16 protein-coding genes are annotated in these 19,094 nt (G+C 46.3%); 12 read left to right on the forward strand and 4 right to left on the reverse strand.

Features of this window, described 5'->3' with window-relative positions; all coding sequences use genetic code 11:
• Positions 1 to 300 precede the first annotated feature (300 nt).
• Positions 301 to 2,637, forward strand: a complete 2,337-nt coding sequence (locus M1D71_RS04900; RefSeq protein ID WP_458127164.1) for a rhamnogalacturonan lyase — start codon at positions 301 to 303, stop codon at positions 2,635 to 2,637.
• 411 nt (positions 2,638 to 3,048) lie between these two features.
• Here the strand turns inward: M1D71_RS04900 and M1D71_RS04905 are convergent, their stop codons facing one another.
• Positions 3,049 to 3,666, reverse strand: a complete 618-nt coding sequence (locus M1D71_RS04905; RefSeq protein WP_458125500.1) for a histidine phosphatase family protein — start codon at positions 3,664 to 3,666, stop codon at positions 3,049 to 3,051.
• Between the two features lie 176 nt (positions 3,667 to 3,842).
• On the opposite strand from M1D71_RS04905, the gene M1D71_RS04910 reads away from it, so the two are divergent.
• From M1D71_RS04910 to M1D71_RS04955, 10 genes are all read left to right on the forward strand, one after another.
• Positions 3,843 to 4,862 (forward strand): AraC family transcriptional regulator, encoded by a 1,020-nt coding sequence (locus M1D71_RS04910; RefSeq protein WP_458125501.1) that lies wholly within the window; start codon positions 3,843 to 3,845, stop codon positions 4,860 to 4,862.
• 195 nt (positions 4,863 to 5,057) lie between these two features.
• Complete coding sequence (melA, locus tag M1D71_RS04915) at positions 5,058 to 6,563, forward strand: alpha-galactosidase (protein ID WP_458125502.1); 1,506 nt, start codon at positions 5,058 to 5,060, stop codon at positions 6,561 to 6,563.
• Positions 6,564 to 6,739: 176 nt separating this feature from the next.
• Positions 6,740 to 7,099, forward strand: coding sequence for a PadR family transcriptional regulator (locus M1D71_RS04920; protein WP_458125503.1), 360 nt, complete (start codon positions 6,740 to 6,742; stop codon positions 7,097 to 7,099).
• Positions 7,096 to 7,791, forward strand: coding sequence for a permease prefix domain 1-containing protein (locus tag M1D71_RS04925; RefSeq protein WP_458125504.1), 696 nt, complete (start codon positions 7,096 to 7,098; stop codon positions 7,789 to 7,791). The genes M1D71_RS04920 and M1D71_RS04925 overlap by 4 nt, the downstream gene beginning before the upstream one ends.
• Before the next feature lie 53 nt (positions 7,792 to 7,844).
• Positions 7,845 to 8,345 (forward strand): DUF4825 domain-containing protein, encoded by a 501-nt coding sequence (locus M1D71_RS04930; protein WP_458127165.1) that lies wholly within the window; start codon positions 7,845 to 7,847, stop codon positions 8,343 to 8,345.
• 134 nt (positions 8,346 to 8,479) lie between these two features.
• Complete coding sequence (locus M1D71_RS04935) at positions 8,480 to 9,250, forward strand: amino acid ABC transporter substrate-binding protein (RefSeq protein WP_458125505.1); 771 nt, start codon at positions 8,480 to 8,482, stop codon at positions 9,248 to 9,250.
• 111 nt (positions 9,251 to 9,361) lie between these two features.
• Positions 9,362 to 10,021 (forward strand): amino acid ABC transporter permease, encoded by a 660-nt coding sequence (locus M1D71_RS04940; protein ID WP_017690366.1) that lies wholly within the window; start codon positions 9,362 to 9,364, stop codon positions 10,019 to 10,021.
• Between the two features lie 33 nt (positions 10,022 to 10,054).
• On the forward strand, positions 10,055 to 10,810 hold the full coding sequence (locus M1D71_RS04945; RefSeq protein ID WP_458125506.1) for an amino acid ABC transporter ATP-binding protein: 756 nt from the start codon (positions 10,055 to 10,057) through the stop codon (positions 10,808 to 10,810).
• Between the two features lie 414 nt (positions 10,811 to 11,224).
• Positions 11,225 to 13,333: an RICIN domain-containing protein gene (locus tag M1D71_RS04950; RefSeq protein ID WP_458125507.1), complete on the forward strand. Its 2,109-nt coding sequence runs from the start codon at positions 11,225 to 11,227 to the stop codon at positions 13,331 to 13,333.
• A gap of 252 nt (positions 13,334 to 13,585) precedes the next feature.
• Positions 13,586 to 13,933 carry a DUF4190 domain-containing protein gene (locus tag M1D71_RS04955; RefSeq protein ID WP_458125508.1) on the forward strand — a complete coding sequence of 116 codons (348 nt, stop codon included), beginning with the start codon at positions 13,586 to 13,588 and terminating at the stop codon, positions 13,931 to 13,933.
• Between the two features lie 325 nt (positions 13,934 to 14,258).
• Here M1D71_RS04955 and M1D71_RS04960 read toward each other — a convergent pair whose 3' ends face one another.
• The 3 genes from M1D71_RS04960 to M1D71_RS04970 all read right to left on the reverse strand — a co-directional run bounded on the left by M1D71_RS04960 (position 14,259) and on the right by M1D71_RS04970 (position 17,974).
• The gene (locus M1D71_RS04960) at positions 14,259 to 16,451 is read right to left on the reverse strand and encodes a YhgE/Pip family protein (protein ID WP_458127166.1); all 2,193 of its coding nucleotides are present in this window, start codon (positions 16,449 to 16,451) and stop codon (positions 14,259 to 14,261) included.
• A 77-nt stretch (positions 16,452 to 16,528) separates the two neighbouring features.
• Positions 16,529 to 17,107 (reverse strand): TetR/AcrR family transcriptional regulator, encoded by a 579-nt coding sequence (locus M1D71_RS04965; RefSeq protein WP_458125509.1) that lies wholly within the window; start codon positions 17,105 to 17,107, stop codon positions 16,529 to 16,531.
• Positions 17,108 to 17,449: 342 nt separating this feature from the next.
• Complete coding sequence (locus M1D71_RS04970) at positions 17,450 to 17,974, reverse strand: HPP family protein (protein WP_458127167.1); 525 nt, start codon at positions 17,972 to 17,974, stop codon at positions 17,450 to 17,452.
• Positions 17,975 to 18,085: 111 nt separating this feature from the next.
• Between M1D71_RS04970 and M1D71_RS04975 the strand changes: the two genes are divergently transcribed.
• Positions 18,086 to 18,973 carry a LysR family transcriptional regulator gene (locus tag M1D71_RS04975; RefSeq protein WP_458125510.1) on the forward strand — a complete coding sequence of 296 codons (888 nt, stop codon included), beginning with the start codon at positions 18,086 to 18,088 and terminating at the stop codon, positions 18,971 to 18,973.
• Positions 18,974 to 19,094 lie beyond the last annotated feature (121 nt).

The following is a 19,094-nucleotide window of genomic DNA, read 5'->3' on the forward strand; positions in this document are numbered from 1 at the left end:
ATAGTACCCGATGGGCGAGATGGCCTCGCTCGGATTGGAAAGAGAATGGAAGGGGGACCGCACTCCGGTAGTCAGACAAGCTGATTTCTCTTTTTTTATTTTGTAAGCGCAATCATTATGGGTTGGAACCCTTCCGTTGAAGAGGTCTGTGTGGATTATCGAAGTTCCAATCATTATCGATGTGTATATGCGTCACCTATTCTGTCTCAAGGAGCGTGAAGGTGGATGAACTCAAAAACAACAGCGCCGGTACATAAGGGATCGGTGTCAGGTCGGCAATCAGGTCGCAGGAAGGCAAGTATGCCACTTGCAGCCAAGGTGCTCTCTTCGGCACTCAGCGTAGCTCTGCTCATTGGAGGAACAGCTGGCGTTACGGGAGCAGCAGCTTTGAACGGTAATGGGTCGACGGAGGCCAGCCTGCAATCACATAAGGGAGGCAGTCACGTGAAAGAGATTCAACTGGAATATCTGGATCGGGGGCTGGTGGCTGCTTCAACATCTGAAGGGGTGTTTCTCAGTTGGAGATTGCTTGGTGACGAGGCCACTGGGTATAGCGACAAAGGGCTGACAGGTACGGACTTTAATGTCTATCGTGATGGCAAAAAGATCGCAAACGTCACCGACAGCACCAACTATGTAGATGCCACAGGCAAATCATCGTCTCGATATGAAGTGGCAGCGGTGAACAAGAAGGGCAAGGAGAGCAAACGCAGTGCATCCGTCAAACCTTGGGCGAACGGCTACGTGGACATTCCATTGCAAAAACCGGCTGGTGGCGTGACGCCAGCGGGAGAAGCCTATACGTATTCCGCCAATGACATGAGCGTGGGCGATGTAGACGGGGATGGCCAGTATGAGTTTTTCGTGAAATGGGACCCTTCGAACGCCAAGGACGTATCTCAAAAAGGGTACACCGGTAAAACCTACATTGATGCTTACACCCTGGACGGACAATTGCTGTATCGGATCGATCTTGGGGTTAACATCCGGGCGGGTGCTCATTATACACAAATGCTCGTTTACGATTTTGACGGGGATGGCAAGGCCGAGATGATGTTCAAGACCGCTCCGGGTACGAAGATTATCCAATACAACAAAAAAGGAAAAGTGACCGCCGAGAAATATATCACGCTTCCCAAGCAGGATCGCAAGGCAGGGTACTCGAACGAAGATGATTATCGTTTAAGTGCGGATGGTTACTATGATCACGTGGTGGATATGTTCAGGAACTGGCATAAACATGATGAAGTTGTGAAGGGGAACTGGCCTGCGACATTGGAAGAGGCTTTTGGGATTGAGAAAAAATATAACTATCCATTATCTCAGCAGGATGCCGAGAGTCTGGCCGACTACTTCATTGACGTATATGCGGTAGAACGCAGCAACCGAAATGAGCTGCGCAAATTTGAAGGTTTTATCGTGGATGGGCCTGAGTATGTTACGGTATTTGAAGGCAAATCAGGAAAAGAATTGGAGACCGTCCCATATGAACCTGAGCGTCATGATGATGGCCTGATGTGGGGCGATTATGCGATGGCACGGATTGAACCGGGCAATCGGGTGGACCGTTTCCTGGCAGGCGTGGCGTATCTGGACGGCAAGAAACCGTCTGCTATCTTTGCACGCGGATACTACACACGTTCGACGATGGTTGCCTACAATTGGGACGGCAAGAAGCTGAAAAAGGAATGGAACGTGGACAGCGGCTGGACGCCAATGAAGAACCCGTTCAATGACGGACCGCACGGCGTGGATGGTACTGATCCGCAATATGGCTCAATTACTACCCAGGGTGCACACTCTTTCAGTGTGGCGGATGTGGATGGCGATGGCAAACAGGAGATCATCTATGGCTCCGCTACGATTGATCATGACGGCAGTGTGCTGTACAGCTCCACAGACCTGATGCCTGCCGAGAGTGCTGCACCGGGAACGATTGCCCGTCTGGGTCATGGAGATGCTCTTCATGTGGCGGATATCGACCCGGATCGTCCGGGACTTGAGATTTTCATGGTTCACGAGGGTGGCCCTTGGGCGCCATATGGCTATTCCCTACGGGATGCGAAGACCGGAGAAGTAATCTATGGTGGGTACACAGGGAAAGATACCGGTCGCGGCATGGTGGGGGATGTTGATCCGACTCGTCGTGGACTGGAGACATGGGCTGTAGGCTTGTGGACAGCTAAGGGTGAGAAAATCAGTGATCAGATGCCTGGAACGAATATGAATATCCGTTGGGCTGCCGATATGACGACACAGATCGTAGATGGTGCGATTGATGTTACGCCTACGATTAAAGACTGGAATCGTGGCACGTTGCTGACGGCAACAGGCACATTGACCAACAATCACACGAAAGGTACGCCTTCTCTCGTGGCTGATATCTTCGGGGATTGGCGAGAAGAGATGCTGGTAAGAACTGCGGACAGTTCGGCTATCCGCATGTATATGAGTACCGAGAAGACAGATCGCAAGCTCTACACGCTGATGCATGACGCGATGTATCGCGTGGGCATTGCCGGACAGAACAGTGGATACAACCAGCCTTCCTATCCGTCCTTCTACATGGCATCGGATATCGACTGGTCAAAAGTAACGCTGCCGAAGTTCTATACGCCAGGTAAGGGTGGAAAGTAAGCAGACCGGATGAGCAGTAGCAACACAACATAACATCGGATCAGCCTGTAACGTAAAGAAGCTTTGCCATTTAAGCTCTGGAATCCCAATGTGTCTCGGCACATGAAGGTTTCAGAGCTTTTTCACATTAGGATCTGCGGAAAGAGCTTGGTGTGTTCCCAGCGATCCATGTTACGTCATTCTTTTTCATAAGTTAAGTCTAAATAAGTTGAACTAATCATTTACACGATAACGGAGAGGACAGAAAAAACCTGAAAAAGCGAAGCGTTCGCCTAAAAGCTTTCTGAAAGAAAGCTGCATCGGAAGCATAAGCTATCCCCGGATTTTCCCTTTAGAAAGGGAATCAATAAATCTGGGGATAACAGCGATTGGAAGGTTGTTCTGTCATCGTAGTGTCAGTGTAAATAATCTTTATTTCAATTTATATAGATGCTCGGTAGAAGCGAACGCTTTAATGGTGTAATTCCCTTGATCATGGATCAATGTGGTGATGGAGCACTCTGGGATCAATTGGTTCTGCATAGCTATAAAATCAGAATGCCAGACGTTAAGCTCGCGCTCGGTAAAGGTTTGCACCAAGAAATCAGTAATTAGTCCACCATGAGCAACCACAATAATGGTAAGGTTCTCCTGCCCTTCATTAGCCCATTCCGTTAGGAGAGAGGCCAGACGTTCACCAGCCTGTTTGGCCGAGTCTCCCACGGGTGGGATGTAATCTGGATCAGACGTACATCTATCCCACATTGCGATAAATTCTTCAAAGGACTGATCCGGGCAATCTCCCCAATTGGCACGTTCACGCAGGCGGGGATCTTCAGATACATGGGCATGGGTAAGGCGGGCAATCGTTTTGGCGGTTTCTTGAGCTCGTCGAAGTGGACTGGTAAGGATTTTAGTAACAGGAAAGGCAGCTCTGGCAAAATGAAGTGCTGTGGCTTCGGCTTGTATAGACCCTTCGGAAGTAAGAGGGACAGCACCGATTCGTCGTTCTTTGATACCATGTCTCACCAGATGAAAGGTGGTGCTCATGATTGGAAACCTCCTTAATTATAGACAGATTACAACAATTAATTAGATGATATACTAATTATATATTTATCTAATTAGATGTTGCAATCATCATTTGAGTCAGGACAGTTTATATCCACCCGATAGAATTGCTACAATGGAGAAAGTGAGGGATCGATCGTTGTAGGAATGGAGGTATGGATGTGAGTGTCACAAAGCGCTGGACAGGAAGCCTGTATCAGGAGGCATTGCGAACGGAGGACTGTGGACCGCGTTTCTATGCGTACTATTACAAGCAGTGGGACGATTACCGTATGTCCTATCACCATCATGATTCCACGGAGATCATGTACATTATTTCGGGAATGTGCCGGGTAGATGTGCAGATGCCAGATGGGAGCTCGGAGCAGGCCGTTTTGAAAAAAGGACAGTTCATTATGCTCGATGCAGGTGTCCCGCACCGTTTGCTGGTGGAAGATGGCATGCCTTGCCGGATGCTCAATGTGGAGTTTGGATTCTCCACCTCGCATCCCGGACAGCTATCCATCCGCCAGCTTGCGCTGGAAGAGGAAGAAGTCCAAGCTTTACTGACTAATGCTTCGCCATATCTGGTACTGCCTGACCCGGAAGAGGTATATCACATTATGAAAAGTCTGGTGTTGGAACTCGACCAGCGCGGTCTGCTGGAGCAAGGAAGGTCGTCTGTATCGATAGGAGTTATTCCTACAGAGGAGAGGGCGCAACAGCGCGAAGCCCGGAATCTGTCGTCTCCCGAGCAGGGAATGCTGGTACGTACACTCTTTATCCAATTGCTGGTCCGTGTTGCACGTCTGCGCGGAGAAATGAGCCGGAGTGCCCCAGATCAGGCGGAGCTGTATGTCAAACGAACCATTGAATTCATGCATCACAATATTGATCGCAACATTCAGATGAAGGACATCGCAGCAGTCGTTAATCTGCATCCAGGCTATTTACATCGTATTTTTCGCCAGCATACGCAGCGGACACCTACCGACTACCTGACGATGCTACGAATGGAGAAAGCCAAGATGCTGCTTCAGCAGACGAATATTCCGATCTCGGAGATCTCCGATTATGTTGGGGTAGGCAGTCGTCAGTATTTTCATATGTTATTCAAGAAGACGACGGGCATGACTCCGGTTGAATTTCGCTCCTCTATGGAACGACATGTTAGTCAATACCCGCGGGATGAATGAGTCTCGATTGCAGTTCTTTTAATATAAATGAGTATTGAATGATTGGAATAGGTGCGAAAAAAGTTAGGATTTTTGACAACCCCCTGCTGAACAGGTCATGATTTTGATAACGCTTCCCCTTTTGCCGTTGGTACAATGATTTCATGAAGAGAGTCATTAACCGAAGGGAAAATTCGGATTAGGGGAGGATATAGCATGTCGTTTAAAGTGGCGTTTATCGGGGCAGGAAGTATTGGATTTACAAGAGGGTTACTACGGGATTTGCTCACGGTACCGGAGTTTAACAACATTGAAATTGCGTTCTGCGATATTAGCCAGCACAATCTGGACATGGTGACTGAGCTGTGTCAGCGGGATATCCGTGAGAATGGATTAAATATTCAGATTCAGCCGACCACGGATCGTAAAGAAGCGTTGAAAGATGCGAAGTACGTATTGTGTACGATTCGTGTCGGGGGACTGGAAGCATTTGCAACCGATGTGGATATTCCACTGAAATATGGGGTAGACCAATGTGTTGGCGATACGCTGTGTGCAGGCGGCATTATGTATGGACAACGCGGAGTCGCCGAGATGCTGGATATCTGTAAAGATATTCGTGAACAGAGTGCACCGGATGTGCTGCTCTTGAACTACTCTAATCCGATGGCAATGCTGACTTGGGCCTGCAATAAGTATGGCGGTGTGCGGACGATCGGACTGTGTCATGGTGTACAGCATGGTCATCATCAGATTGCGGAAGCTTTTGGCTTGAAAAAGAGTGAAGTGGATATTATCTGTGCAGGCATCAATCATCAGACTTGGTATGTTCAAGCGTCTCATGAGGGCAAAGACCTAACAGGTGATCTGCTCGAAGCCTTCGAGAAACATCCAGAGTACAGCCGCACCGAGAAAGTGCGGATTGATATGCTACGCCGCTTCGGATACTACAGCACGGAATCGAATGGTCACCTGAGTGAATATGTGCCGTGGTACCGCAAACGTCCGGAAGAGATCAACGACTGGATCGATCTGGGCAATTGGATTAACGGAGAAACAGGTGGGTATTTGCGGGTATGTACCGAGGGACGCAACTGGTTCGAGACCGATTTTCCGAACTGGATGAAGGATGAACCGATGCAATTCGTTCCGGAAAAACGGGGCGAGGAGCACGGCTCCTATATTATCGAAGGGCTGGAGACTGGACGGGTCTATCGCGGACATTTCAATACCGTTAATAATGGGGTAATCTCGAACCTGCCGGATGATGCGATTATTGAAGCGCCGGGATATGTGGACCGCAACGGGATCTCCATGCCGCACGTAGGCGATCTGCCACTTGGTCCGGCTGCGGTATGTAATGTGAGCATTTCCGTGCAACGGCTCGCCGTTGAAGCAGCGGTACATGGAGACGACAAGTTGCTTCGTCAGGCGTTCATGATGGATCCACTCGTGGGTGCCGTATGTAATCCGAGAGAGATCTGGCAGATGGTCGACGAGATGCTGGTTGCGCAGGCCCAATGGTTACCGCAGTATGGTGAAGCCATTGCTGCCGCAGAAGCGAGACTTGCTGCAGGTGACCTGATTCCTACGAAGGAATATGAGGGCGCTGCTCGTCTCAAAGTGAAGACGGTAGAAGAAATGCAGCAGGATCGGGATGCCGCCAACAAAAATGCGGGTGAATCCGATAAAGGGAAAGATCGCGAGAAAGTACAGCAATAGAAAAATGAGTAAGGGCTTCTCCAAAATTGGAGGGGCCCTGTTTGTTTTTTTATTTTTCGACACCGCGGATAACTCATTGCAATGCATCATTACCACACAACACATATTACCTTTACAGACATAGTAATATGTCTTATAGTATACGCAGGACGGAAGAAAGTCGGTGAATCTCGCAGATGGATACGCAAGTGATTAATAGTGATCTGATTCGGGGCAACATTGATCCCATCATTCTAAGTGTACTTATACCAGCCGATAACTATGGCTACAGCATTATTAAGGAAATCTATCGCAAGAGCGGAGAACAGTTTGAACTGAAGGAACCTACGCTTTATTCCAGTTTGAAAAGGCTAGAGAAGAGTGGATATGTGGAGTCCTACTGGGGGGGAGAGACGCAGGGAGGACGACGCAAATATTACCGAATTACCGTGCAAGGTCTCGAAGCATATAGAGAGCAAGTTCAGGCTTGGCAGGCAGCCAAGGCACTGATTGATTGCATGATTGTCACTGGAGAAAAAGGAGATGAAGACCTATGAGATTGGAAGCTCGCATCACCCGTCATGTGAATCGTTTGTTCGCTCACGCACAAGATACATTGGACAATCGAGAATTAAAAGAAGAGATTCACAGTAATCTCGCTGCGCGGATTGACGATTATATCTCCCAGGGGATGAACGAAGAGGAGGCTTTTCAGACCGCCATTCAGCATATCGTAGGTATGGATCAGGTGATGAGTGATCATCGGAGGGTGCAACGTGTTCCTTACTGGACGGCGTTGTTGCAATCTACCTTGATCTATAGCCTCATAGCCTGGATCGTTACCATTCCAATGAGAGTGCTGATGCAAGGCTCCGTCATGAACACGTTGCTCATGGTTGTGAGTCTCATTGTGGGTGGAACGTATGTACTGTACATGTTGATCAACAGGCAGAATGATCCTACCAGTCAGCAAAAAACCACGATTATTCGAACCCCTGTCTTAATGCAGTGGAATCGCAGAATATGGTGGTTGTGGGCGGCGTTCATGATTGTGCTGTGGGGAACACAGGCGGCGTTGCGATTCGGAAGCAACATCTGGTTTAATCGCCCTGTTCAAGTGGATGGGCCCTATCAGTTTGCTGTGATAGCTATTGCCTTTGCTATCCCGTTACTGAGTATTATTGTCCCTTTGGTGGTGCACCGGGCGTATCGAATCGTTAGCAGGTATGAAGTGAGTGATGCACTATGAGGATTAGAAACATATGGATTATAACACTTGTTGTGTTGGGGATCATTGGCTTGGTGATTGTTGAGGGTTTCGTTAATCCGAAGATCGAGGCGCAGCAGGCTCAGTACGAGGCAGAGCAGCAGAATCCGCTGACGCATGATTTTGCCGCTTTGGCGAAATATCGGAGTCCATATATGGGGGACTTCTCCAATCTCAGTCATTTGAATCAGGCTTTGCCTTTGCGTGAAAGATTGAATGGTTACCAGTTGTATCCGGAGAAGTTCACGGCTCAAGTGAATTACAGCATGAATACGCATGAGATGAACACACAGGAACTTGATCGGATTCTCATATATAATGCAGTTGCGAACTTTGTCATGATCGATAATCTGGAGCAGGTCGTCTACCAGTTTGAGAATACCACTCATACCTTATCTCGTCAGGCTGCTCGGCAATGGGCGGGTACGGAATTGAAGAAGCTCCAGAAGACGGATCTTTGGAATTCAACTGTACGCGATAGACTAGTAGAGTCGGAACAAGTGAAAGATGCTTTTTCACAGATTGTTGACAATTAAGCTGTATGAAATAGAAGGAAATAGGTAAGAGACTCTCGACTCTTCTCCCATGCTATGTTATTATAAGTCTCTGATAACGTGGTAACGAACTAAAGCGTTTGGGTTTTGGTTATAGACATGGAGGGGTTCGAGAGATGAGAAAAAAAGCGATTCTACTATTATTCATTAGTATATGTGTGTTGATTGTGGCGGGATGTTCCAGTTCCGCAAGCAAAGATGATAACACCATCGTTGTAGGAATTGATGATAAGTTTGCTCCAATGGGCTTCCGGGATGAGCAGAATGAAATTGTAGGTTTTGATATTGATTACGCTAGAGCCGCTGCGGAGAAAATGGGTAAAGAAGTCACATTCCAACCGATCGACTGGTCTTCCAAAGAGTTGGAGCTGAACAGTGGCCGGATCGACATGATCTGGAACGGGTACACCATTACGGATGAGCGTAAAGAGAAAGTGCTCTTCACGAAGCCGTATCTGGAAAACAGTCAAGTTGCCATTACATTGGCAGACTCACCAATTACGAAGCTGGATGAACTCGATGGCAAAAATGTGGGTTTGCAGGCTCTGTCCTCGGCGGCAGACGCCCTCGCGGCAAGTCCTTTGAAGGACAAGGTGAAAACATCGGAATTCAAGGATAATGTACTTGCACTGACCGATTTAAAAACGACGCGGCTGGATGCAGTCATTATTGATGAAGTGGTCGCGAGATATTACATGTCAAAGGAAGAGGGAAAATATAAGCTGTTGGACGAAGCCCTTGCACCGGAACAATACGGAATTGGTATCAAAAAAGGCAATGAAGAACTGCTGAATCAGCTGCAAAAAGCACTGGATGAACTTAATGCAGATGGCACAGCAGCCAAGATTTCTACCAAATGGTTGGGTGAAGATAAGGTTCTGAAATAGACAGGTGTGACACCTGAAATATGAGTTTAAACAAAATGACCCCGTATTCCACGATGGAGCCCATGAAGCTGCCGAGGAATGCGGGGTTAACAGATTAGAGGAGACATAATAATGAGTTGGGATTATATTTTTACCGTGATGAAGCCGATGCTGGAAGGGGCTCAGATGACGATTTTCATGTTTTTGGTCGCTATCGTGCTCTCAGTGCCGTTTGGTTTTGCAATAACGTTAATCATGCGAAGTCGTTTCAAGCCCCTGGCCTGGATCGCTCATATGTACGTCTATGTTATGCGCGGAACGCCGCTATTGCTGCAAATTTTCTTCTTCTGCTTCGGTCTGCCGCTGTTGCCTGTAATTGGCGAATATTTGGTGTTTGATCGGTTTGTTGCGGCAGCGATTGCGTTTATACTAAATTATGCGGCATATTTTGCCGAAATCTTCAGAGGTGGATTGCTCTCCGTAGACAAGGGGCAGCATGAGGCAGCTAAAGTGCTGGGTTTAACGAGAAGGCAAACGATGATGAAGGTCATTATCCCGCAGATGATCCGCGTGGTATTGCCTGCAACAGCCAATGAGTCCATTACACTGATTAAGGATACGGCATTGTTATATGCTGTTTCTGTGCATGAGTTGTTGTATTATGCTCAAGCGGCAGTGAATCGGGATGGGCAGTTGATTGCTTTTTTCATCGCTGCGATCATGTACCTATTAATGACTCTGGTACTTACTTTGCTGTTTAAAGGATTGGAGAAGCGGTTTTCATTTGAATAAATTAAATCTGATCAATCAAAGGACTGTCTGCATATGACACATATAATAGAAGTAAATCAGTTGAGAAAATCATTCGGTACACTTGATGTGCTGAAGCAAGTATCCTTCAACGTGGAACCAGGCGAGGTGATTGCGGTGATTGGGCCTTCAGGTTCTGGTAAAAGTACGATGCTGCGCAGCCTGATTCATCTGGAGGATATTTCGGGCGGAACGATTCGCATTCAGGATCAGACGTTGGTCGATAATGGCCGTTACGCAGGTGCTTCGGATATTCGCAAGATGACGGATCGGATGGGTATGGTGTTCCAGCATTTCAACTTGTTCCCGCATCTGACTGTAAGAGAGAACTTAGAACTCGCACCAAAGACGTTGAAAAAAGAAAGCTTGGCAATCATCCGGCAGCGCAGTCTGGAATTACTCGGCAAAGTAGGTCTGTCGGACAAGGCCGATGCCTATCCAGCCAATCTGTCCGGTGGACAGAAACAGCGCGTGGCCATCGCTCGCGCACTGATGATGCAGCCGGACATTCTCCTGTTTGATGAGCCGACGTCGGCACTCGACCCGGAACTGACCGGGGAAGTGCTACGCGTAATCAAACAACTTGCGCAGGAAAATATGACGATGATGATTGTTACGCATGAGATGGGCTTCGCCCGTGACGTTGCGGATCGTGTATTCTTCATGGATAACGGCGAGATCGCAGAGGCAGGTCCACCAGAGCAGATATTTGGGAATCCAAAGCTTGCACGCACTCGGACATTTTTACAGCGGGTAGAAGTGGAAGGATAGACGGAAAGGAAACCAAAAAGAGAGATATCCCATTTAAGTTTGGGGTATCTTTTTTTGGATCAAGAGATGATAACAGGAGTTGGAAAGGTAAGGATCAATCTATATTTAAAGAATTAATTTACATATTTATTTATTTTTACAAACGACAAAAAAACCCTTACTTCGACAAAGGAATACCATTAATATGAGGTGTATACAGCTTGGAAGCTATTAATCGATAGACACCTTATCATGATGAAAGGAGGCTAATATACATTCTAAAATAATGAAAGCGCATTCTATAAGAGTGGATTTGGGAATTAGGATGGATTATTCATTCTAATTCATGAAAGCGCTTAACTAGTTTTGGTATACCAAAACATAATTTTAATTTGATATATAAGTAACCCAATAGGAAGGGAGATTGATCCGATCATGCAAATTCTGCACAAGTTATGGAACAAGCTGGGGATGATGATGCTCGTTTTTGTTCTTTTGGCCGCCAGCGTAGGCAGTGGAAATGCATTAGGTGCAGCAAGTTCATCGACCACTTCGAATACAACACGAGTATCTGTACACGACCCGTCCATTTATTACGATTCAACCACGAACAAGTACTACATATACGGTTCGCATATGGCTCAGGCAAGCAGCACAGATCTCAGAAACTGGTCATACGAGGGAACACAAGGGTATGCTAACAGCACCTTGTACGCACCATCTACCTTCGAAGGCTACTATTACATTAAAAATAAAAACAGCGGCCTATATCTGGATGTCTCCGATGGCTCGTCTGCCGATGGCACAAGCATTCGTCAGTGGTCCTATAATGGATCGGACGCGCAGAAGTTCAGAATAATGCACTACGGCAACGGGGACTATTATCTTCTGACCGCCAATTCGGCCTACAACAGCGCTCTCGACGTCAATGGCGGTTCAGCAGCCGACGGTGCCAGTATTGAGCAATGGGCGTATTGGGGCGGAACCATGCAGTTATTTCGAATTCAGCAAAACGATGACGGAACGGTTGCATTGTTAACCAAGGCTTCCGGATATAGCAGTGCGTTGGATGTGGCTGACGGCAGTACGACAGCCGGTGCAAGTATACAGCAATGGAATTACTGGGGTGGAGATATGCAGAAATGGGAACTGGTCAAAGCAGGTGGCACCGGCAATGCATCCCGAAGTTCGGGGGCTGCGCTGACATCAGCTCTGGCAGTATCCTACGCGTGGGCCGGTTATAATGATCAGGACAGCTCCGGCGGTCATGCGGTATGGGCGCCAGCATCGCCGATCTACAATGCTTCATATACATGGGCGGACGGTTCCAAGGGTGCCTATATGTTGTATTACTCCACATCGTCCACCTATATTCGCTCAGCCATCGGTTTTGGCGTATCCAAATCCGTTAAGGGGCCTTACGAATACATTGATACGATCGTCTACTCAGGATTCACGAGTGGAAGCAATCCGATCACGACCACGTCGTCGCTTGGAACCAAAACCGTGAACACCTGGGTTCAGAATACCAACATTCCCGAGCTGATCGACAAAGGGAATCTGTCCGGCACACGGAGCGGCTGGTTCACGAACAATGGTGGATTTAATAATACACTTTTCCCCAACGCGATCGATCCTACCTTGACTTACGACAGCTCCGGCAAACTGTGGATGAGTTACGGATCCTGGTCAGGGGGAATCTATATCCTTCAAATCAATCCAGACACAGGCCAGCCGATCTATCCGGGATCGGATAGTGGCAATACGGACCGTTACTTTGGCAAGCGGATTGCAGGAGGTTATGGGAAAACGGGAGAAGCTCCCTATATCGTGTATGACAAGGATGCAGGTTATTACTATCTGTATGTAACGTACGGCTGGTTGTCCAGTGAAGGCGGTTATCATCTTCGCGTGTACCGATCCACCACGATTGATGGAACATATTCCGATGCCGCCGGAAATCAGGCTGTATATGAATCTGCTTCGGTTAATCAGTCAACTCGGGGTGTGAAGTTGTTCGGCAACTATGCGCTGCCCGGTATACCGCTTGGTTACAAATCTGGAGGGCACAACTCCGCATTTGTTGACACGGATGGGGCGAGGTATCTGATCTACCATACCCGCTTCAATAACGGATCTGAGTATCATGAGGTTCGTGCGCATCAGCAATTCCTGAACGTCGACAAATGGCCGGTGACCGCAGTGTACGAATTTTTGGGAAGCAAAATCTCTCCCGCTGGGTATAGTGCAACCGATATGACGGGAACGTACCAATTCGTTAATATGGGGCTGGATGCGTCCACCAGCAACGTAGGTATGATTCCCACCCAAAGTGTAACACTGAATGCTAACGGAACGATATCTGGCGCGGTAACCGGTACATGGTCGAATACTGCTGGTACGTATTACTGCACGATGGTCATTAACGGAGTGACGTACAAAGGTATATTCTTCAAACAGAAGAATGAGTTATCTAGCCATAACGAAGTGATGACCTTCTCACTGATTGGTTCCAACAATCAATCGATCTGGGGTTCCAAATAGGAACATGTGATGAGGTGATACAAGCACTAAATCATGTGATATATTTATGAACTGAAAAAATAGATGATCGAAAACACGTAATGAATATATACATATACTCATTACGTGTTTTTTTTCAGTGTCAAGAATACCAGATACACGATATCTCCAGAGTCAATAACGGAGTAAGAGTCTTGATTGGCAAAATATGGAACAAATATATTTTGTAAACCATTATAATGATGTTACTTAATAAAGAGGGGAGGATTTACTTTGGATCAACGAGATATTAATAATGTAGATCGTTATTATAGTGACACTTTGCCACCACCACCTTATGTAGCACCACCAAAGACCAACAGCAAATCGATCGTATCACTGGTTTTGGGGATTCTGTCCATTACTATTCCTTACTTGGGATTCTTGATCGGGATCGTCGCTATAATTTTTGCATCTTTGTCTTTCAAAGAAATCAGAATGCGCATGGAACAAGGAAAAGGATTAGCCATTGCCGGCCTCGTGTGTGGCATCATTGGTACAGCGATCTATGCCGTAATTATCGTGCTTGTGATATTGTTTGCTGTAGTAGTCTCCACCGCTGATGTGTACTCTACATATTAGGAATAATATCGAGCTATTAATCACTAGAAAATCTATAGACCGGTTAACGAATTCTTTTTCTCAATGGATTTTCCTCCAAAGTTGTAGAAACGGTTGATTTTGCGGTACCCATTGGCGATTTAGCATTATCAAGGAAATGTTTGCCCTGGGCTCCATGCAAGGTGATTTTCTTAGATTTATAAACCAAGACATTGTGAAGTGAAGTCATAGTTAAACCCGATACTCAAAAGAGAAAAGGCATATCCCTTACACCAGACCTGCTGTTAACCAGCGAGTCAGAGCAGGGGAGATGTCTTTTCTTGATTTATTGCGTAAACATCTATACTTATACGTGAAGCGCAGTTTCAACTTGAAGTAATGGTTCGTTTCTCTCCGTGGTGTGATGCATCAGGAAATACGTTAAGGTTCCTCCGAGACCAATCACGGCGAAAATGCACAGAATGCCGATCTGATCCCAAGCCACACCGAACTGTCCACTTGAGATGACTGCTTTATATCCCGTTACCGAATAGGTCATAGGAAGCCATGGGTTGAATACTTTCAGCCAGTTTGGAATCAGTTCGAGCGGGAAGGTGCCTGCGCTGGTAGTAAGCTGGAAGATCAGCATCAGAATTGCGAGGAATCGTCCCGGATTCTCCAGCCAAGTCACCAGTGCCTGAATGATGTACATGAAGCTTAGACTGGTAACAAAGCTGAACAAGAGGAACAACGGAACACTCTGAACATCCAGACCCAAACCGTACAAGACCAGCCATGAAGCAAGCAGGGACTGTACAGCACTCATCAGTGTGAAAGCCAACGTTTTACTTACAAAACGATTCCAGCCACTTGCCTCGCTAACCGTGCTGCCTCGTGTTGGCACAACGAGTGTGGCAATTAATGCCCCGACAAACAGCCCGAGTGACAGGAAGTATGGCGAGAATCCTGTACCGTAGTTAGGTACCTCATTATATTTATGCTCATCGACCTGAACAGGCTCTGCATACATGGTTACCAGTTCATCGGTCTTTTTCACACTACCCGTCTGCTCAGCCGCTTCATTCAGCTTGGTGGCAAGTTCGCCAGAGCCGTCTGTTAGCTTAAGAGTACCTTCTTTTAACTGACCAGCACCGTCATCCAGCTTATGTGAACCATTTGCAAGGGTTGAGATGCCGTCTGTAAGCTGGCTTACACCCACAACCAACTTGCCTGCACCAGCATTCAATTGATCTGAACCATCCGCAAGTTTGGCTCCTCCAGCGGCTGCTTCGGATAATTTGGAATTGAATTGTTGTAGACCAGTCGCAAGCTTTTCCTGTCCAGTCGATAACTGCGTTGCTCCTTGTACCAGTTGTTGTTCACCCTGTACCAACTGGCTGCTGCCTTGATGCAGTTGTTGCTGTGCAGCGTACAGGCTTTGACTGCCTGCGACCAATTGCTGTCCGCCCTGATACACCTGTTCACTGCCTGCTGCTACGGCCTGACTGGCTGCCAGGAGTTGCTGTACAGCCGGACTTGCGGCTAGTTCCGGACTGGCTTCTGCTAATTGGGCAAGGCCTTGTGCAACCGCTTTGGCACCTTCGCTTACTTTGCCACTGCCCTCGACAGAGTTTTGCAGCCCAGCAGTCAGCTTAGCACTGCCCTCCTCGGAAGCCGCCAGTCCTGTATCCAGCTTGGTTGCACCTTCCTGAGCAGATTGAATGCCAGCCTGTAGCTGTTTGCTACCTGCTTCAGCCTGGGTTGCTCCATCACCCAGCTTCGTGCCTGCTGCTGCCAATTGGGACAGCGCACTGGACAGGGCACTCGCGCCAGTATGAAGATCACCAATGCCTTGGGCGAGAGTAGACGTACCTTCTTTTAACGGAACTACGCCCGTTTCCAGCTTGTCTGTGCCTGCAGCCAGTTTGGACAGGTTCTCTTTTAATGTAGCAGCACCCTCATCCAGCTTGATCGCACCATCATGAATCTGACTAGCGCCATCCCCGGCATCCGCCAACCCTCCAGAGATTTTTTCTACCTGATCCAATAGCGTTTCGGTATATGATTCTGTGACTTTGGCAGCGACTTTGGAGCGAATTTGTTTGACCGCCGTGCCGCCGATCTGACCCGCGAGGAAGTTGTATCCTTCATTGGGTTCATAGATCAGGTCTGCCGGCTCAGGGTGCTCATCCATCAGGGTTGTTGCTTTGGTGGAAAAGTCCTCCGGAATCACAATCGTCATATAATACGTGTTGTCTTCCATACCTTGTTCTGCTTGTTCGCGAGTGACGAATTGCCAGTTGAAATCATCGCTTTTTTTCAGTTCATCGACCAGATTCTGACCGACCTCCAGTGATTTGTCGTTGTAGACTGCGCCCTGATCCGTGTTAACCACGGCTACAGGTAATTCATTCATTTTGCCATAGGGGTCCCAGAATGCATTCAGGAACAGGCCGCTATACAGTACCGGAATGAACAGTACGACGAGAATCGGAATAAATACTTTTGGTTTCTTGAAGGCGTACTTCAGATCCTGCCCAAATACGTGGAATGATTTCATCATGTTCTCTCCCTATCCTTACGCTAATCCGTTCGTTCTATCTCTATTATGTTTTGAATCTAGTGGGACGCCGATCTCTACGTGGGGGATAAGCCATTCTTGAGAAAGAGACCCACAAAATCCTTGATCTGATCCTTGTGCAGCGTAGGATGCGCTTTGTTCCAATCCGAAGTTAAGGTGACATACAGCTTCAGCAGGACAAAAGAAACCAACTTTGGATTTTCTCTGCGAATCTGCTCTAATTCCATGGCACGGCTCACCTGACGCTCCAGATATTCGAGAATGGCTGTCTCGACCTTCTGCAAACCTTCCTTGGCTTGCGGCGTGCCGAACTCGTTAACCTCCTGAAAGAGCTTGATCAACAGCTCATGTTCCTCCCGGTACTCCAGCAAAGAATCCATACTCATATGCACGTTATCCAGAAAGGAATTCTCTTCCTTCACCGTCTGCTCTGTAATCTGTCTCATATCCGCAATGATTGAGCACAGAATCTCGCTGAACAGTTCTTCTTTATTTTCGAAAAAGGTATAGATCGTTCCCTTGCCCACATTAGCAAGTCTCGCAACCTGCTCCATCGTTGTGGCTTTGTAGCCGAACAGGGCAAAGGATTTCTCAGCAGAATTCATCACCTGTTGCCTTCGATCTATCGTTTTCATGACATATACACCTCCTTATAGGTTGAAAGGCTAATGGTAAGGTAAATTCTTGATTGACCGATTTACGATTATGGTCAGTTGGTCGTTAACAACTGTAGCATTTGAGGAGGGGAGGTGGATGTGATCATTGTCATAAACGGATGGGACAGGTGCGAATGTGATGCTCACATGAATACCCTGGGGGATTCGCACTCCGGATGGAGTGCATTGAAATCTTTCTGTCAGGCACTTCAGAAGTGTTTCCCGATGCTTGTGTACTGTTTCGGTACATTAGAAGGCATCTGCTTGTTACAGATTTCGGGGCATCATTTTACGTCTAGTTCCTGTGATCGTTACATTAATTTATCGCCAAAATGTCGGATATTTTCTATGTTTAATTAGGTTGTTGTATAGCAAGGCAACGCACACAATAATAATAGAACCGATTAACACTGGAGTGAAAAGAAACGACCAGGAGCTTGCAGCTGTAAACACAACGATTGGATTAGCACCAGCAGGAGGGTGAGTGGTTTTAGTTAAGATCATCATAGCAATTCCTAATCCTACAGATAAAGATAAAGCCCAAATACCTTGACCTATCCAATGATAAACAGCCAATCCACAAAGAGTAGTTATACAGTGCCCGCCGACAATATTTCGAGGTTGCGACAGAGGTGCCTCAGGAAGTCCAAAAGCCAAAACACAGCTGGCTCCAAAAGGAGCCATTAATAAAGACAGTTGCAATCCTTCAGAAAGACTCATTAACATAAAAATCGCAATAAAACCACCCGTAAAAGCGACAATAGCATGCCACAGGCTTATCTTTAGTGGTGAACGAGCATAGGTTGAAAATTTGGCGATATAAGCTTTTAGAATGTTATTCAAAATGACAACTCCTCTACAAATATTTCATCTACATGTCAGAGTATACATGATGAATGGGCATCTATATAATGAATAATGTTGATAACCATTATCTAATAAATAGATGGAGTGTATATGATGCTAAACCAATTAGATGGAAAATATATGTATACTTTTTTAAAAACATATGAGCAACGAAATATAAGCAAGGCTTCCATTCAATTAGGCTACTCCCAATCTACGGTTACCAACCATATTCATATTCTTGAAGAGTTATTGAATGTACAATTGTTTCACAGAACGATCAACGGTGTAGTTCCAACCGATAAAGGTGAAATATTTGCAAAATATGCTCGAACATTTTGGCAACTAACACAAGAGCTATATGATGAAATCAATGAGATTAGCGGTATCGTTAAAATTAAAGCTTTGGAATCGTTCTGTGTGACCCATTTTTCCAAACCTATCGTCGATTTTTTAGAACGGTATAATACATCTGAGATCAAATTAACGACGGGTTTTCATCAAAGTATTATAGACGATGTAATCAATCAAAAAATCGATTTTGGTATTGCTCCTGTTGATCCTAAACTTAATCAAATTAAGTGTACGCCTATTTTTGAAGAAGAATTTGTTTTTATTGGATCTAACCGCGTAACCGATGAGAGGCTGTTCAGTCATGAAATTAAAGTGATTACCTTTGGAAATAATTGCATTTATCAATCGGTGGCTAACAAGGTTCTAGTCGATCAAGGCAAATTTGATTACAAAAATATTGAATATGCTAGTTTGGAAATGATCAAGCAGACGGTTCTTAATGGAACCGGTATTGCATTAGTTCCCAAATGCTCAGTTGAAAATGAGTTATCCTCAAACACACTGAAAATTTTAAAACTAGGCGATCCTATCATCATTCGTCATAATATCATTGAATTAAAATCTAACAAAATGAACGAAATTTCAAGCTTGTTCAGACAGTTTATAATAGAGCACTTTAATATGGTTAATCCGTACTTTAGCTAATCTCAAATGGGTTGATATAAAGAGCTTGCATTATCTTATATCTATCAATGGATCGTTCAGATTGGTGATTGCCATGAGTCATCTGAGCAGGTGCGAACCCTAAGCTCACATGATTTCCCTA

This window comes from Paenibacillus sp. Z3-2, from assembly GCF_054161325.1.

Coding starts and splice junctions, on each gene's coding strand:
- M1D71_RS04925 (WP_458125504.1), top strand. CDS start 7,096: ATGAGATTGGAAGCTCGCATCACCCGTCATGTGAATCGTTTGTTCGCT.
- M1D71_RS04920 (WP_458125503.1), top strand. CDS start 6,740: ATGGATACGCAAGTGATTAATAGTGATCTGATTCGGGGCAACATTGAT.
- M1D71_RS04935 (WP_458125505.1), top strand. CDS start 8,480: ATGAGAAAAAAAGCGATTCTACTATTATTCATTAGTATATGTGTGTTG.
- melA (WP_458125502.1), top strand. CDS start 5,058: ATGTCGTTTAAAGTGGCGTTTATCGGGGCAGGAAGTATTGGATTTACA.
- M1D71_RS04965 (WP_458125509.1), bottom strand. CDS start 17,107: ATGAAAACGATAGATCGAAGGCAACAGGTGATGAATTCTGCTGAGAAA.
- M1D71_RS04910 (WP_458125501.1), top strand. CDS start 3,843: ATGGATGTGAGTGTCACAAAGCGCTGGACAGGAAGCCTGTATCAGGAG.
- M1D71_RS04975 (WP_458125510.1), top strand. CDS start 18,086: ATGATGCTAAACCAATTAGATGGAAAATATATGTATACTTTTTTAAAA.
- M1D71_RS04905 (WP_458125500.1), bottom strand. CDS start 3,666: ATGAGCACCACCTTTCATCTGGTGAGACATGGTATCAAAGAACGACGA.
- M1D71_RS04940 (WP_017690366.1), top strand. CDS start 9,362: ATGAGTTGGGATTATATTTTTACCGTGATGAAGCCGATGCTGGAAGGG.
- M1D71_RS04900 (WP_458127164.1), top strand. CDS start 301: ATGCCACTTGCAGCCAAGGTGCTCTCTTCGGCACTCAGCGTAGCTCTG.
- M1D71_RS04950 (WP_458125507.1), top strand. CDS start 11,225: ATGCAAATTCTGCACAAGTTATGGAACAAGCTGGGGATGATGATGCTC.
- M1D71_RS04945 (WP_458125506.1), top strand. CDS start 10,055: ATGACACATATAATAGAAGTAAATCAGTTGAGAAAATCATTCGGTACA.
- M1D71_RS04960 (WP_458127166.1), bottom strand. CDS start 16,451: ATGAAATCATTCCACGTATTTGGGCAGGATCTGAAGTACGCCTTCAAG.